General features: G+C 72.2%; 13 protein-coding genes, 1 tRNA gene and 1 pseudogene. 5 read left to right on the top strand and 10 right to left on the bottom strand.

The features are described from left to right. Positions 1–163 precede the first annotated feature (163 nt). Together Q1V71_RS08630 and Q1V71_RS08625 are read left to right on the top strand one after the other, a co-directional pair. On the top strand, positions 164–1,570 hold the full coding sequence (locus tag Q1V71_RS08630; protein ID WP_300642910.1) for a cell wall metabolism sensor histidine kinase WalK: 1,407 nt from the start codon (positions 164–166) through the stop codon (positions 1,568–1,570). Then, a pseudogene (locus Q1V71_RS08625) lies at positions 1,555–2,223 on the top strand (response regulator transcription factor). Before Q1V71_RS08630 ends, Q1V71_RS08625 begins: the two are co-directional and overlap by 16 nt. Before the next feature lie 114 nt (positions 2,224–2,337). Here Q1V71_RS08625 and Q1V71_RS08620 read toward each other — a convergent pair. Both Q1V71_RS08620 and Q1V71_RS08615 read right to left on the bottom strand, forming a co-directional pair. After that, positions 2,338–3,207, bottom strand: a complete 870-nt coding sequence (locus Q1V71_RS08620; RefSeq protein ID WP_300642908.1) for a serine/threonine-protein kinase — start codon at positions 3,205–3,207, stop codon at positions 2,338–2,340. Continuing rightward, positions 3,207–3,623, bottom strand: a complete 417-nt coding sequence (locus Q1V71_RS08615) for a hypothetical protein (protein ID WP_300642906.1) — start codon at positions 3,621–3,623, stop codon at positions 3,207–3,209. Before Q1V71_RS08615 ends, Q1V71_RS08620 begins: the two co-directional genes overlap by 1 nt. 102 nt (positions 3,624–3,725) lie before the next feature. Between Q1V71_RS08615 and Q1V71_RS08610 the strand changes: the two genes are divergently transcribed. Beyond that, positions 3,726–4,034, top strand: a complete 309-nt coding sequence (locus Q1V71_RS08610; RefSeq protein WP_300643463.1) for a copper chaperone PCu(A)C — start codon at positions 3,726–3,728, stop codon at positions 4,032–4,034. Next, the gene (locus Q1V71_RS08605) at positions 4,034–5,251 is read left to right on the top strand and encodes a Dyp-type peroxidase (RefSeq protein WP_300642904.1); all 1,218 of its coding nucleotides are present in this window, start codon (positions 4,034–4,036) and stop codon (positions 5,249–5,251) included. Before Q1V71_RS08610 ends, Q1V71_RS08605 begins: the two co-directional genes overlap by 1 nt. A 28-nt stretch (positions 5,252–5,279) precedes the next feature. Here the strand turns inward: Q1V71_RS08605 and Q1V71_RS08600 are convergent, their stop codons facing one another. The 8 genes from Q1V71_RS08600 to Q1V71_RS08565 form a co-directional block, all read right to left on the bottom strand. After that, positions 5,280–5,858 (bottom strand): TMEM165/GDT1 family protein, encoded by a 579-nt coding sequence (locus tag Q1V71_RS08600; RefSeq protein WP_300642903.1) that lies wholly within the window; start codon positions 5,856–5,858, stop codon positions 5,280–5,282. Positions 5,859–6,127: 269 nt separating this feature from the next. Next, positions 6,128–6,565 carry a hypothetical protein gene (locus Q1V71_RS08595; RefSeq protein WP_300642901.1) on the bottom strand — a complete coding sequence of 146 codons (438 nt, stop codon included), beginning with the start codon at positions 6,563–6,565 and terminating at the stop codon, positions 6,128–6,130. Further along, positions 6,562–7,941 (bottom strand): DUF4331 domain-containing protein, encoded by a 1,380-nt coding sequence (locus tag Q1V71_RS08590; RefSeq protein WP_300642899.1) that lies wholly within the window; start codon positions 7,939–7,941, stop codon positions 6,562–6,564. The genes Q1V71_RS08595 and Q1V71_RS08590 overlap by 4 nt, the downstream gene beginning before the upstream one ends. Before the next feature lies 1 nt (position 7,942). Further along, positions 7,943–8,221, bottom strand: coding sequence for a hypothetical protein (locus Q1V71_RS08585; protein ID WP_300642897.1), 279 nt, complete (start codon positions 8,219–8,221; stop codon positions 7,943–7,945). Between the two features lie 123 nt (positions 8,222–8,344). Beyond that, positions 8,345–8,419 (bottom strand) — tRNA-Val (locus Q1V71_RS08580). A gap of 242 nt (positions 8,420–8,661) precedes the next feature. Further along, the gene (locus tag Q1V71_RS08575; RefSeq protein ID WP_300642895.1) at positions 8,662–9,141 is read right to left on the bottom strand and encodes a peroxiredoxin; all 480 of its coding nucleotides are present in this window, start codon (positions 9,139–9,141) and stop codon (positions 8,662–8,664) included. Continuing rightward, positions 9,138–10,781, bottom strand: coding sequence for an AMP-binding protein (locus tag Q1V71_RS08570; protein ID WP_300642894.1), 1,644 nt, complete (start codon positions 10,779–10,781; stop codon positions 9,138–9,140). The genes Q1V71_RS08575 and Q1V71_RS08570 overlap by 4 nt, the downstream gene beginning before the upstream one ends. Before the next feature lie 15 nt (positions 10,782–10,796). After that, on the bottom strand, positions 10,797–11,237 hold the full coding sequence (locus Q1V71_RS08565) for a DUF3052 domain-containing protein (protein ID WP_300642892.1): 441 nt from the start codon (positions 11,235–11,237) through the stop codon (positions 10,797–10,799). A gap of 256 nt (positions 11,238–11,493) precedes the next feature. On the opposite strand from Q1V71_RS08565, the gene aceE reads away from it, so the two are divergent. Beyond that, positions 11,494–14,286: a pyruvate dehydrogenase (acetyl-transferring), homodimeric type gene (gene aceE / locus Q1V71_RS08560; RefSeq protein WP_300642890.1), complete on the top strand. Its 2,793-nt coding sequence runs from the start codon at positions 11,494–11,496 to the stop codon at positions 14,284–14,286. The last annotated feature ends 108 nt before the right edge of the window (positions 14,287–14,394 follow it).

Here is a 14,394-nt window from a genome sequence, read left to right as displayed (position 1 = left end):
CCCGCCAGCGCCGCCGAGGTCGGGGCTCCCGCGCACCGGCATCTCGGTCCGCACCCGGATCACCGCCGCCGTCGCCGCGCTCACCGCCGCCACCCTGGCCCTGGCCGGGCTGCTGGTCTACGCCATCGAGCGGGACCGGCTCGAGGAGCAGACCCGCGCGGCGGTGGACCAGGAGCTCCAGGAGTTCGGGCGGATCCAGGCCGAGGGCATCGACCCCACGACGTCCGAGCCCTTCCAGGACGTCGCGACGATGCTGGAGCTGTTCTTCCTGCGCAACATCCCCGACGACGACGAGCTGCTCGTGGGGTGGATCGAGGGGCGTGCCGACCCGGTCCGGTTCCTCTCCCCCGCCGAGGACCCGATCGTCGACGACGCCGCCTTCCGCGCGGCGGCCTCCGACGTCGCCCGGACCGGCGGCAGCGCCCGCTTCGAGGTACCCGGCGAGGGCGAGGTCCTCCTCGTCGGCCAGCCGGTGCGGTTCCGCAGCGAAGCCGAGGCCGGCGCCCTGCTGGTCGTCACCCGCCTCGACGTCGGCCGCGCCGCCCTGCGCGACACGATGCGCACCTACGCCATCGTCTCGGCCCTCGCGCTGCTGCTGGTGGCGGGCGCGGCCTTCCTGCTGACCGGTCGCCTGCTGGCACCGCTGCGCCGGCTGCGCCGCACCGCCGAGGAGATCACCGAGACCGACCTCTCCCGCCGCATCCCCGTCAGCGGCAACGACGACATCACCGCGCTCACCGGCACCGTCAACACGATGCTGGAGCGGCTCGAGGCCGCCTTCACCGAGCAGCGCCGCTTCCTCGACGACGCCGGCCACGAGCTCAAGACCCCGCTGACGGTGCTGCGCGGACACCTCGAGGTCCTGGACCTCGGCAGCCCCGAGGAGATCACGGAGACCCGGGACCTCCTGCTCGACGAGGTCGACCGGATGTCGCGACTCGTGGGCGACCTGATCCTGCTCGCCAAGTCCGACCGGCCCGACTTCGTCCGGGTCGAGCCGGTCGAGCTGCGCGACCTCACCGAGGACCTGCTGGCCAAGTGCTCGGGGCTCGGGGAACGCACCTGGTCCATCGACGCCGCGGCCACCGCCCGGGTCGAGGTCGACGCGCAGCGCCTGACCCAAGCGGTGCTGCAGCTGGCCGACAACGCCGTGCGGCACACCCGCCCCGGCGACCGGGTCGCCGTCGGGACGGCGTACGACGGCAGCCGGCTGCGCCTGTGGGTCCGCGACACCGGGCCCGGCCTGGCCCCGGAGGACCGCACGCGGGTCTTCGAGCGGTTCGCGCGCGCCGACGACCGTGACCACGAGGGCTTCGGCCTGGGCCTGTCGATCGTCGGTGCGATCGCCGAGGCGCACGGCGGCCGCACCGCCTGGGAGGACCCGACCCTCGAGGGCCACCCCCGCGGCTCGCGGTTCGTCGTCGACGTGCCCGCGGCCCGGATCGCCGAGGACCACCGCGGCACCGACGACCCGACCCGCGTCCTGCCGTTGCCCGGCACGCCCCGGACGCCCGGGCACCCCGACCGACCGATCCGCCAGCAGGAGGACAGCACGTGGCCCGCATCCTGATCGTCGAGGACGAGGAGCGGATCAGCTCCTTCATCGCCAAGGGCCTGCGGGCCGACGGCCACGTCCCGACCGTGGTCGCCGACGGACCGACCGGGCTGGACCTGGCGCTCTCCGGCGACCACGACCTCATGGTCCTCGACATCGGCCTGCCCGGCATGGACGGCTTCGAGGTCCTCGACCAGCTGCGCGCGTAGGGCTCCCGGATGCCGGTGGTGGTGCTCACCGCCCGCGACTCCGTGGGCGACACCGTCTCAGCGCTCGAGGGCGGCGCCGACGACTACATGAGCAAGCCGTTCCGCTTCGCCGAGCTGCAGGCGCGTATCCGGCTGCGGCTGCGCCAGACCGGCGGTGCCGCACCGGGCGCCGAGGACGTGCTCGAGGCCGGCGGCGTCCGCCTCGACCTGCGCACCCGCCGCGCGAGCGTCGACGGCGCCGACGTGGAGCTCTCGGCCCGCGAGTTCACCCTGGCCGAGATCTTCATGCGCAACGCCGGGCAGGTGCTCTCCCGCGAACAGCTGCTCGACCACGTCTGGGGCTTCGACTTCGACCCCGGCTCCAACGTCGTCGACGTCTACGTCGGGTACCTGCGCCGCAAGCTCGGCAGCGACACGATCCTCACCGTCCGGGGCATGGGCTACCGCTTCGCCACCTGACCCGTCGCCAGGTTGCCCGCGTCCCGTCGCCGGGTTCCGCCGGAGACGCGACGACCCCCGACGGCCGGACGGCGGTCGGGGGTCGTGTCGGTGGGCGAATGCGGACCCAGGAGATCAGGAGCGCCAGCCCGCCAGCCGGGGCGCGGGCAGCCCGTGCAGCACCGGCTCCAGCACCTCGGAGACCTCGTGCGGCAGCGGCCGGTCCGCCGGCTCCGGCGAGAGCCCGGCCAGGACGACCTCCCGCACCGGAGCGGGTACGTCGCCGGGCAGCGTGGCCGGACCCTCGACGAGCTGGGGGTGCCGCTCGTGCGGGACCTCGGCCGACGGGTCGCCGTCCCGGAACGGCCGCGTGCCGCTGACCGCCTCGAAGAGCACCGCGGCCAGGCCCCACACGTCGCTGGCCGGGCCGGGCACCCCTGCTCGGCCGCCGGGGTCGGCCTGCTCGGGAGCGAGGTAGCGGTCGGTGCCGATGACGTGCTTCAGCCTCGAGGCGTCCTCGACGGTCCGGGCGACCGACAGGTCGATCAGCCGGGCCGGGGCCCCCATGATGATGTTGGAGGGCTTCACGTCGAGGTGGACCCAGCCCAGGCGTCGCAGGTAGTGCAGGGCCGAGGCCAGCTCGATGCCCAGCACGAGGTACTGCTGGGGCTGCAGCCGGCCGTGCCGGCGCACCAGCGTGGAGAGCCGCGGCCCGTCGAGGTTCTCCAGCACCAGGTGCGGGCGCGGGCCGGAGTCGGTCCAGCGCAGCGCCCGCACCACGACGGGGTGGTTCACCGTCGTCAGGGCCTCCGCCTCGCGGCGCAGGCCGCGCAGGGAGGAGGCGTCCTCGACCAGGTCGGGGCGCACCAGCTTGGCGACGACCGGTCCCCAGGTCACCTCGTCGAAGGCGAGGTATGCCTCGTAGGTCGCCCCACCCCCGAGCCGGCGTACGGCGACGAGGTCCTCGGTGATCGCGTCACCCTCGCGGAGTCCCCAGCCGGTCATCAGCCGCGGGTGTCGTTGCGCGACTTGTCGTTGGTCGCGTTGGCGGTGGTGTCGCGGGTCTTGTCGCCGCCGTCACGGGTGAAGTCCCGAGTCAGGTCACCCTGGCTGATGTCGCGGTCGCGGGAGATGTTGGAGACCCGCGAGTTGGTGTTGTCGTTGCTGGCCACGCCCGAGGTGTCGCCGGCGGTGTTGTTGGTGTTGTTGCTGTCGCCGTTGACGGTGTTGGTCGCGTCGTCGTTGGTCCGGTTGGTGTCGTCGTCATCGTCGTCGTCGACGGTCGAGACGACGTCGGCGCGGTCGTCGTCGCGCTTCCAGAACACGTCGGAGTCGGCGGCCTGGGCGGCCGGGAAGGCCAGCAGGCCGGCGCCGACGGCTCCGGCGATGGTCCCGAGCCCGAGCTTCACGGTGGTGCGCATGGTGTGTCCTCTCGTCCGTGCGGTCGGTCCTTCCGACCGCGACAGGAGCAAGGGAACCCGTCGGTGGTGAGGCCAGCGTGAGCCCTTGATGAGACGGTTCTCATCGCCGGCTCCTCCTCCGTCGCCGGGACGACCGAGCTGCACGAGATGGCGATGGTCGACGGCGCGACGAGCATGCAGGCCGTCGACGGCGGCATCGTGCTGGAGGCCGGCCGCGGCAAGGTCCTGGAGCCGGGCGGCTTCCACGTCATGCTGATGGGCCTGCGCGACACCCTGGCCCCCGGCGAGGAGGTCGACCTGTCGCTGGTCTTCTCCGACGGCAGCACCCAGGACCTCGTGGTCCCGGTCAAGGCCTTCACGGAGGAGGAAGGGCACTACCACGCCCCCGGCACCGGGGACCACGACCACTGATGGCCGCGCCCCGGGTCTCGCGTCGCGGGCTCCTGGGGTACGCCGGCACGACCGGTCTCGGTGCCCTCACCGGCGCCGGGCTGGTCGTGGCGGCGGATCCCGACGAGCCCGCCGTCCCGTCCGCGCCCACTCCGGCCGCACCGGTCGGGGCCACCCTCTCCCCCTGGGGTCCCCACCAGTCGGGCGTCGCCCAGGCCGCGCCTGCCGTGCTCGAGGCGGTCGCCCTCGACCTGCGTCCCGGCGTGGATCGCGAGGCACTGGGACGGCTGATGCGGCTGTGGACCGGCGACGTCGAGGCGCTCGCGGCCGGCCGCCCGGCACCGGGCGACCCGGCGCCGTGGCTCTCGGTGCCGGGCGCCGACCTGACCATCACCGTCGGTGTCGGCCCCGGCGCGCTGGGCGCCGACCGCTTCGGCGCCGGGCCGGACGGTTTCACCGACGTGCCGCCGATGGTCCACGACCGGCTCGAGGAGCGGTGGAGCGGCGGGGACCTCTTCGTCCTCGTCGCCGGCCGCGACGCCACCACCGTCGCCCACGCCGTACGCCGCGTGGTGGCCGACGCGCGCCCCTTCGCCCGCCTGCGCTGGACCCAGCAGGGGGCGTGGAACGGCACCGCCCCCGACGGGTCGCCGCAGACGGGGCGGAACCTCTTCGGCCAGGTCGACGGCTCGGCCAACCCCCGGCCGGGCACGGAGCTCTTCGACCGCACGGTGTGGGTCCCCGGGGGCCGCTGGGCCGGGGGCACGACCCTGGTGCTGCGCCGGATCCGGATGGACCTGGACACCTGGGACGGGCTGACCCGCGAGGAGCAGGAGCGCTCGGTCGGTCGCCGGCTCGCCGACGGATCACCGCTGACCGGCGGCGGCGAGAGCGACGACGTCGACCTCGCCGCCCGCGACGAGCAGGGCCGACCGGTCGTCGCGCTCGACGCGCACGTGCGGCGCTCGCACCCGGCCCTGCACGGCGGGCGGCGGATCTTCCGCAAGGGCGCCAGCTGGACCCGGGAGGTGCCGGGCCCCGGGGGGCCGCGGATCGAGAGCGGGCTGCTCTTCTCCTCCTACCAGGCCGACCTGGCCGACCAGTTCGTCCCGCTCCAGCGCTCGCTGGACGAGCTCGACTCGCTCAACGAGTGGACGACCGCGATCGGGTCGGCGGCCTTCGCCGTGCTGCCCGGCTTCGAGCAGGGTGACTGGCTGGGCAGGTCGCTGCTGGGGTGACGCGACCTGGGCGCGCGCCGGGGTGGGTTCAGAGCACCCCGGCGCCGTCCAGCACCAGGAGCAGCCCGAACAGCGCGAACAGCGAGGCGGCGCCGTACTTGATGACGTCCTCGGGGAGCCGGCGGCCGAGCAGCGCGCCGACGCCGATCGCCAGGGCGTCGGCGGCGACCATGCCCACGGTGCTGCCGATCCAGGTGCCCAGCCAGCCCTCCTGGGTGGCCAGGGTGATGGTGGCCAGCATGGTCTTGTCGCCGAGCTCGGCGAGGAAGAAGGCGACACCGACGGCGATGATCGCCGCGCCCGTGCTGCGTCGGGCCTTCTCGGCCTCGTCCTCGGTGAGCTCGTCGCCACGCAGGGTCCAGGCCGCGAAGGCGAAGAAGGCCACGCCGGCCACGACCGAGATCGCCCCCTGGTGCTCGGCGAAGGCGTCACCGATCCAGTAGCCGATGCCGACCGAGGCCAGGTGGACCACGGCGGTGGCGACGGTGATGCCGATGAGCACGTCGCGGGCGCGGTAGCGCGCGGCGAAGGTCATCGCCATCAGCTGGGACTTGTCCCCGAGCTCGGCCACGAAGATCACGGCCGTGCTGAGCAGGAAGGCGTACATGGGTGGGTCCTCTCCGGCCCGGCCGGGGAGCGACCGCAGGGGACGCGCCTTCGACCGGGCGCGTCTGTGTGCACTCGGTCGAAAGTCTCGTCCGCCACCGCGGTGGCCCGCCGTACCGGGTGGTGCTCGGCCGGGGCCGGGCGCCGCCAGTGTGTCGACACGGCTGTTGGGGACTACTCCCTCTCGTGGCGCACACGCTACCGCCCCGACCCCGTGAGCACGGGATCGGGGCGGCAGGTGCTGCGTGGAGCTGCGTGCAGCCGGGGCCCTCAGGCGGGCCAGGTCGTCTCGAGCACCCGTCCGTCGGGCACCTCGACGACCATCGCCACCTCGGGACTGCCCTTCTCGTGCAGGGTGTAGCGCCCCGCCGGCAGCGAGCCGAAGACCAGGCACGCGACCTGGCCCCCGCCCGGGAGCGGACGAGGTACGACGGCGACGTGCGGCCGTGCGTGCCCGTGCCCGTGGTCGTGCCCGTGGTCGTGGTCGTGCCCGTGCTCGTGGGCGTAGAGGCGAACGAGCTCCTCGGTGACCCGGGGGTCCTCGGACTCGATCTCCACCTCCTGGCCGAGCATCTGCTCGGGCATCGTGACGACCAGCGCACCGACACCGTCACCGATGTCGAGCAGGACCGAGCCCTGGCCCGCGTGCGGGTTGTGATCCCGCACGTGGGCCAACGCGTCGACGGCCTGCTGCTCCGAGACGGTCACGACGCGTCGTACGTACCCGGCTGGAACTGGTAGCCCCCGCCGGGGTGTCCGAGGAACGGGAAGCCGTCGAGCAGCGGGGCGTTGGTGTTGGTCGTCCCGTCCTCGATGGCCGCCGCCGCCCCGTCCGGGGTGAAGGACGGGTCCACGAGCGGGAGGGTCAGACCCGCCACCGCGCGCAGCTCGATCGTCACCACGTCGTCGCTGATCCGGCGCCCGTTGGGGAAGCCGGCGGCGTCGCCCGCGACCAGGCCGAGGCTGTTCTCCTCGGCGCTCGGCGGGATCGCCACGTTCAGCCGCAGCATGTCCGCCGGCACCGGGCCGGTGAAGTTGGCGAAGCCGGGGACGACGCCCTCCGGGATGCCGGTGAGCAGGATCGCGTGCAGGTCCGCGCGGTCCTTGTCGTAGGCCGCCAGGTTGGGGAACACACCCGGGTAGAGCACCGGCAGCAGGCCGGCGAGCTCGGGACGGTAGACCAGCTTCTGGAAGGCCTTGTCGCCCTCGGGCTTGCGGGAGTTCCACTTGTCCTTGCGCGCCATCGGGACGATGACCTCGTTGAACAGCGGGTTGCCCAGGCGCGAGACCTGCTTCCAGGGACCCATTCCCTGGAAGGTGCCGGTCTTGCGGTCGAAGATCCGCGACTTCTGCCGGCTGGCCGTGGCCCACACGCCGATGGTCGAGGACGGGTCCAGCACGTCGGTCGGCTTGGAGCCGTCCGCGGTCAGCTGGTCGATCGGCACCTCGAGGGCGATGCTGTGCACGTTGTAGCCCTGGACCGCGTTGCGCCCGTCCATGGCCGGCATCGAGATCAGGTGCGCCTCGTTGAAGGGACGCAGCGCACCGAGGTCGAAGATGCTGCCCAGGTCCACGTGGAAGGCATCGGCCCGCTGGCCGGCGAAGACCCGACCCCCGCGCGGGAGGTCGCGGATCGCGGCGTTGGCCAGCGCCGGGTAGTCCGGGGTGCTGCGCACGCCGACGTTGACGGGCGGGCACGGGACCTTCTCGGCGAGGATCCGCGAGCGGCCGTTCTGCACCCGGGTGACGGAGTAGAACTGCGGGCGGTTCCAGTTCGTGTCACCGAGCGAGCTGATCGGGCCGACGTTGTAGAGGAAGGTGTTCTGGTTCCGGATCTCGGTGGTGAAGCGGAACTGGTAGGTGATGTCCGCCTCCGAGGTCCCCCGGTTGGAGACGTGGATCTCGTAGAGGACGTCGTCGCCGAACTCGTGGAAGTTCGGGCCCGCGTCGGCCTTCTGCAGCGGGATGAAGTTGGCGATGAGCACGACCGAGTCGGGGTTCTCGGGGCTCACGAAGGCGTAGGTGTCGGTGCCGTCGGCGACCGGGTCCTTGGAGATCTCGGGTGCTTCGCGGTGGGAGCTCATGTCAGTTGCCCCCCGCCGCGTCGAGCAAGCGGACGACCAGGTCGCGGTCGTGGACCACGACCTCGCGCTCGCCGACCATCAGGGTCACGGTGTCGGAGGTGTGGTCCTCCACGTGGGCCACGACGGGCTCCTGCGCGCTGCGGGCGCTGCGCTTGCGTGTGGCCGCCTGTGCGACCTGGGTGGTGCCTGCGACCCCCACCACTGCGGCGGCGCCGGTGGCCCCCGCGATGATGACGTTCCTGCGAGTGGTCTCGCCCATCTGCTCCATCTCCTCGAGCACGTCGCCCGTCTCGATGTGAGGCGGGCCACAGGTGCTTCGTGGCGGAGGGCGCCCCGGATTGCCGGACGGCGGACGCCCCGGGCAAAACCTCACAGGATGCTCCGGCGCAGGGCCGGGACGGCCTGGTGGGCGCAGAGGGGATCGAACCCCCGACCACCTCGTTGTAAGCGAGGGGCTCTACCGCTGAGCTATACGCCCGTGTGCAGGCGGACCCTACCGACGCCACGCGGGAGCCGGGAAACCGGGCGGTGGCCGCGGCGGGCGCGGGCCGCGGACGGGCACGAAAAGGCCGAACCGCTGGCGTCTCGGGTCACCAGCGGTTCGGCGGTGCCCACTCTAGGTCGTCGTCGTCCCATCCGTGAGGGTGAGCGACGAAAACCCTGTGCACACGGGGAGAACTGCCCTGCGTGGTCTGGACCAGGACCAGGCGGCGAGCGGGGTCAGAGGGCTGCGGCGGTGAGCTGGCGCAGGTGCTCGTCGAGGTCGCGGCCCTCGGGCATCGCGTTGTGGACCGCCCAGCGGATCGCCCCCTGGCGGTCGACGACGTAGGACGAGCGGCGCGGCGCCCCCGTGGTCTCGTCGAAGACCTCGAAGGAGCGCGAGACCTCGCCGTGCGGCCAGAAGTCCGACAGCAGCGGGAAGTTCAGCCCGTCGGCGTCGGCGAAGGCGCGCAGGGAGAACATCGGGTCGCAGGAGATGGCGAGGACCTCGGTGTCGAAGGTCATGAACTCCGCCAACCGGTCGCGCACCTGGGCCATCTCGCCGGTGCAGACCCCGGAGAAGGCGTACGGGTAGAACAGCAGGGCCACGGCCTTGCTGCCGCGGTAGGACGACAGCGTGACGTCCTGGCCGAACTGGTCGCGCAGCGTGAAGTCGGGCGCCGGATCGCCGATCCGGAGGCCACTCGGCTCAGGACTCACGCGTCGTCCAGGTCGGCGAGCTCGCGCTTGAGCACCTTGCCGGTGGCGTTGCGCGGCAGCTCGTCGAGGAAGACCACGTCGCGCGGCACCTTGTAGCGCGCGAGGTTGTCCTTCACCCACGCCTTGACCGCGGCCTCGTCCAGGCCGGAGCCGGACGTGCGCACGACGAAGGCGCGCAGCCGCTTGCCGAACTCGTCGTCCTCGACGCCGACGGCCGCCACCTCGGCGACCTCCTCGTGCGTGGCGATGCAGTCCTCGACCTCCTTGGGGAAGACGTTCTCGCCGCCGGAGACGATCATCTCGTCGTCGCGACCCTCGACGTAGAGCCGCCCGTCGTCCTTGAACCGGCCCACGTCACCGGTCGACATCAGCCCGTCGACGACCTCCTTGCTGCCGCCCCCGGTGTAGCCCTCGAAGAGCAGCCCGTTGCCGACGAAGATCCGCCCGGACTCCCCGCGCGGCACCTCCTTGCCCTGCTCGTCGAGGATCTTCACGACGGTGGCGTACGGCGGGTGGCCGGCGGTCGAGGGCGACTCGCGCAGGTCGCGCGGCCCGGCGATCGCGGCGTAGGCGACCTCGGTCGAGCCGTAGGTGGAGTAGAGGTTGTCCCCGAAGCGGTCCATCCAGTGCAGGGCCAGCTCGCCTGGCAGCGCGGAGCCGGAGGAGGCCACGACCTCCACCCGGGACAGGTCGTAGCGGTCCAGGGTCTCGGCGGGCAGCGCGAGGATCCGCTGCAGCATCACGGGGATGACCACGATCGACTCGCACTTCTCGTCCACGACCGCCTTCAGGCAGCCCTCCGGGTCGAACCTGCGCCGCAGCACCAGGGTGGAGCCCAGCAGCATGCCGAGCGCCATGTGCCCGAAGCCCCAGGTGTGGAAGAGCGGCGCGGCGATGTGCGTGCGCCAGCCATGCCGCAGCGGCATGCCCGAGAGCAGCGAGACGGCCGCGTCGATGCCGGCCTCCGAGCGGGGCGCACCCTTCGGCGTACCCGTGGTGCCCGAGGTCAGGATGATGATCCGCCCGTGCCGCTCGGGCGCGGAGAGGTCGCTGCCGTCGTGCTGCTCGACCAGCGCGTCGATCGTCGGGTGGCCGAGGTCCGCGGGGTCCTCCGCGTCGCACCAGCCGATGACGGTCGCCGGGACGTCGGCGCTGCCGACCAGACCGGTGAACTCCTCGTCCAGCACCAGCGCCTGGGGCCGGTCGCGCTCGAGCAACTCGACCAGCTGCGGGCCGGAGAAGGCGGTGTTGAGGTAGAGCACGTCGGCGCCGAGCTTGGCGACCGCCACGCTGGCCTCGACGAAGCCGCGGTGGTTGCGGCACATGATCGCCACCGCGTCGCCCTCGCCGACGCCCTGGGCGGCCAGGCCGCGGGCCAGCGCGTTCGTACGCCGGTGCAGCTCGCCCCAGGTCAGCTGGCCGCGCTCGTCGATGATGCCGACGGCGTCCGGGGTGCGGATCGCCAGCGAGGCGTAGCCGCCCGCGGGACCGGTCCCCCACTCCTTCAGGGTGCGCAGCAGCCGGGCCAGGACCACCGGCGAGTACGGCCGGATGACCCCGGCCCGGCCGAGGACCTTCAGGCTGGTGCCGGCCGCGCCGACACCCTGGCCGATCTTGGACTGACCGATCTTGGTGAGCACGCCCGGAGACTAGCGTCAGGCGGGGGTCTTGGGGGCCACCAGCCGGGTGGCCGCCCACTCCTTGGAGACCGAGGCCGTCGTGGTCTGCGAGAGCCCCGCGATGGGGGCCGCCTCGGCGATCTCGGAGGCGTCGACGCTGTTGGGTCGTCCGACCTTGGGCGTGAGCAGCCAGATGGAGCCGCCGCCGACCAGGTCGGTCAGCGCATCGACCAGGCCGTCGACCAGGTCGCCGTCCTCGTCGCGCCACCACAGCAGGACGGCGTCGACGACGTTGCCGTAGTCGCCGTCCACGAGGTCGCCGTCGATGACGTCCTCGACAGCGACGCGGAGCTCGTCATCGGCGTCGGAGTCCCAGCCCAGCTCCTGCACGACCATGCCGGCGCTCAGCCCGAGCCGGCCTCCGACGTCGTTCGCAGGGCCTGTCTGGGTGGACCCGCCACCCGCGGTCGAGCTCACCAGCGCCTCCTCGTCGCGCGACCGTCGGTGGTCGCGCTGGGTCGTGTACGGCCCGTAGTCCATCGGACTCGCGGACCGAGCGCAACCCGTTCTACCCAACGGGTGGGCGCGCCGAGCCGCGCCCGAGCCCCGCGCGAGCGCCGTCCGAGCGCCGCTCCGGGGCCTCCCGCACCGCTCAGCGGACGCCCACGCACGCCCTCCGGGGCCTACTCGCGGGTAGATACCCTCACCCTTCCCTGCGTGCCACGATGGCGGGGTGACAGACGACTCATCCACCGTTCCTGGCACCCGCACCGGCACCACCCCGTCGGTCATCCACGAGGGCCTGCCCACCCAGCTCCCGGACATCGACCCCGAGGAGACCGCCGACTGGATCGCGTCCTTCGACGCGATGCTCGACGAGCGCGGACGCGACCGCGCCCGCTACGTGATGCTGCGCCTGCTCGAGCGGGCCCGCGAGACCCAGGTCGGGGTGCCTGCGCTGCGCAGCACCGACTACATCAACACCATCCCGCCCGAGCGCGAGCCGTGGTTCCCCGGCGACTACGAGGTCGAGCAGCGGATCCGCGCCTTCCTGCGGTGGAACGCCGCGGTGATGGTCTCCAGCGCCAACCGCAAGGGCCTGGAGGTGGGCGGCCACATCGCGACGTACCAGTCCTCGGCCAGCCTCTACGAGGTCGGGTTCAACCACTTCTTCCGCGGCAAGGACCACGAGGGCGGCGGCGACCAGGTCTTCATCCAGGGCCACGCCTCCCCCGGCATCTACGCCCGGGCCTTCCTCGAGGGGCGGCTCACCGAGGAGCAGCTGTACCGCTTCCGCCAGGAGGTCCAGCACGGCAAGGGCGCGGGTCTGTCGTCCTACCCCCACCCCCGGCTGATGCCGGAGTTCTGGGAGTTCCCGACGGTCTCGATGGGCCTGACCGCGATCAACTCGATCTACCAGGCGCGGTTCAACCGCTACCTGCACAACCGCGGCATCAAGGACACCTCGCAGCAGAACGTCTACGCCTTCCTCGGCGACGGCGAGATGGCCGAGCCGGAGTCGCTGGGTGCGATCCGCGTCGCCGCCCGCGAGGAGCTCGACAACCTGACCTGGGTCGTCAACTGCAACCTCCAGCAGCTCGACGGACCGGTCACCGGCAACGGCAAGATCATCCAGGAGCTGGAGTCGAACTTCCGCGGCGCCGGCTGGAACGTCATCAAGGTGATCTGGGGCCAGGGCTGGGACGACCTGCTGGCCCGCGACGTCGACGGCGTGCTGGTCAACAAGATGAACTCCACCCCCGACGGCGCGTTCCAGACCTACTCCGTCGAGGACGGCGCCTACGTCCGGGAGAACTTCTTCGGCCCCGACCCGAGGCTGCGCAAGATGGTCGAGCACATGAGCGACACCCAGATCCAGAAGCTGCCGCGCGGCGGCCACGACTACCGCAAGGTGTACGCCGCCTTCGACGCCGCCGCCAAGCACACCGGGCAGCCGACGGTGATCCTGGCCAAGACCGTCAAGGGCTGGACGATCGACGCCCTCGAGGGCCGCAACGCCACCCACCAGATGAAGAAGCTGACCCCCGACGACCTGAAGAAGTTCCGGGACCGGCTCTACCTGCCCATCTCCGACCGCGACCTCGAGCGCTCCTACGAGGAGACCGGCGCCGCGCCGTTCTTCCACCCGGGCGAGAACAGCCCCGAGATGGAGTACATGCGCCACCGCCGCGAGGTGCTCGGCGGCTCGCTCCCGAAGCGGGTCGTCCGCTCGAAGCCGCTCACCCTGCCCGAGGACAAGGTCTACGACGAGCTGAAGAAGGGCTCGGGCAAGAACTCCGTGGCCACGACCATGGCCGTGGTCCGGCTGCTCAAGGACTGGATGCGCGACCCGGGCATCGGCCAGCGGATCGTGCCCATCGCCCCCGACGAGTACCGCACGTTCGGCATGGACTCGATGTTCCCCAGTGCGAAGGTCTACAACCCGCAGGGCCAGCGCTACGAGTCCGTGGACCGCAAGCTGCTGTTGAAGTACACCGAGTCCGAGCAGGGTCAGCTGCTGCACGAGGGCATCTCCGAGGCCGGCGCGATGGCCTCGGCCACGGCTGCCGGGTCGGCGTACTCCACCCACGGCGAACCGATGATCCCCTTCTACATCTTCTACTCGATGTTCGGCTTCCAGCGCACCGGTGACTCGGTGTGGGCGATGGCCGACCAGCTCGCGCGCGGCTTCCTCGTCGGCGCCACCGCGGGTCGCACCACGCTGACCGGCGAAGGCCTCCAGCACGCCGACGGCCACAGCCCGCTGCTGGCCGCCAGCAACCCCGCGGTCGTGCACTACGACCCGGCGTTCGCCTACGAGGTCGGCCACATCATGAAGAGCGGCCTCGAGCGGATGTACGGCACGTCCGAGGAGCACCCGCAGGGCGAGGACGTCATCTTCTACCTCACCGTCTACAACGAGCCGGTCCCCCAGCCGGCCGAGCCCGAGGGCGTCGACGTCGAGGGCATCCTCAAGGGCATCCACAAGGTCGCCACCGCCGATGGCGACGGCCCCCGCGTCCAGCTGATGGCCTCCGGCGTCGGTTTCCCCTGGATCGACAAGGCCGCCCGGCTGCTCGAGGAGGACTGGGGCGTCAAGGCCGACACCTGGTCGGTCACCTCGTGGAACGAGCTGGCCCGCGACGCCGTCGCCGCCGAGGACTGGAACCTCCTGCACCCCAGCGAGACCCCGCGCACGGCGTACGTCGCGGACAAGCTGGCCGGCGCCGGTGGCCCGTTCGTGGCGGTCTCGGACTACATGACCGCGGTGCCGATGCAGATCGCGCGCTGGGTCCCCGGGGACTACTGCGTGCTCGGGGCCGACGGCTTCGGGTTCGCCGACACCCGCCCCGCCGCGCGCCGGTTCTTCAACATCGACGCCGAGTCCGTGGTCGTGCGGAGCCTCCAGGCCCTCGCCGACGCCGGCGAGATCGACCCGGCACTGGTGCAGAAGGCCTTCGACACCTACCGCATCGACGACCCCACCGCCACGCGCGGGGTCAAGCAGGAAGGTGGAGATGCGTGAGCCGGAGGCCCCTCGCATGCCGACCGGGTCTCGACACGCCGGTTCAGGCGCTTCGCAGGCTCAGCGCCTGACGGCTCGCTCGACCACCGATCGACGAGTCCGCTGACG

Origin of the sequence: Nocardioides sp. (genome assembly GCF_030149505.1) — a bacterium.
Lineage (GTDB): Bacteria > Actinomycetota > Actinomycetes > Propionibacteriales > Nocardioidaceae > Nocardioides.
The sequence above is the reverse complement of the archived record's forward strand: the minus strand, read 5'-3'. Positions and strand labels throughout refer to the sequence as shown.

Coding starts and splice junctions, on each gene's coding strand:
- Q1V71_RS08590 (WP_300642899.1), bottom strand. CDS start 7,941: ATGAGCTCCCACCGCGAAGCACCCGAGATCTCCAAGGACCCGGTCGCC.
- Q1V71_RS08620 (WP_300642908.1), bottom strand. CDS start 3,207: ATGACCGGCTGGGGACTCCGCGAGGGTGACGCGATCACCGAGGACCTC.
- Q1V71_RS08615 (WP_300642906.1), bottom strand. CDS start 3,623: ATGCGCACCACCGTGAAGCTCGGGCTCGGGACCATCGCCGGAGCCGTC.
- Q1V71_RS08600 (WP_300642903.1), bottom strand. CDS start 5,858: ATGTACGCCTTCCTGCTCAGCACGGCCGTGATCTTCGTGGCCGAGCTC.
- Q1V71_RS08605 (WP_300642904.1), top strand. CDS start 4,034: ATGGCCGCGCCCCGGGTCTCGCGTCGCGGGCTCCTGGGGTACGCCGGC.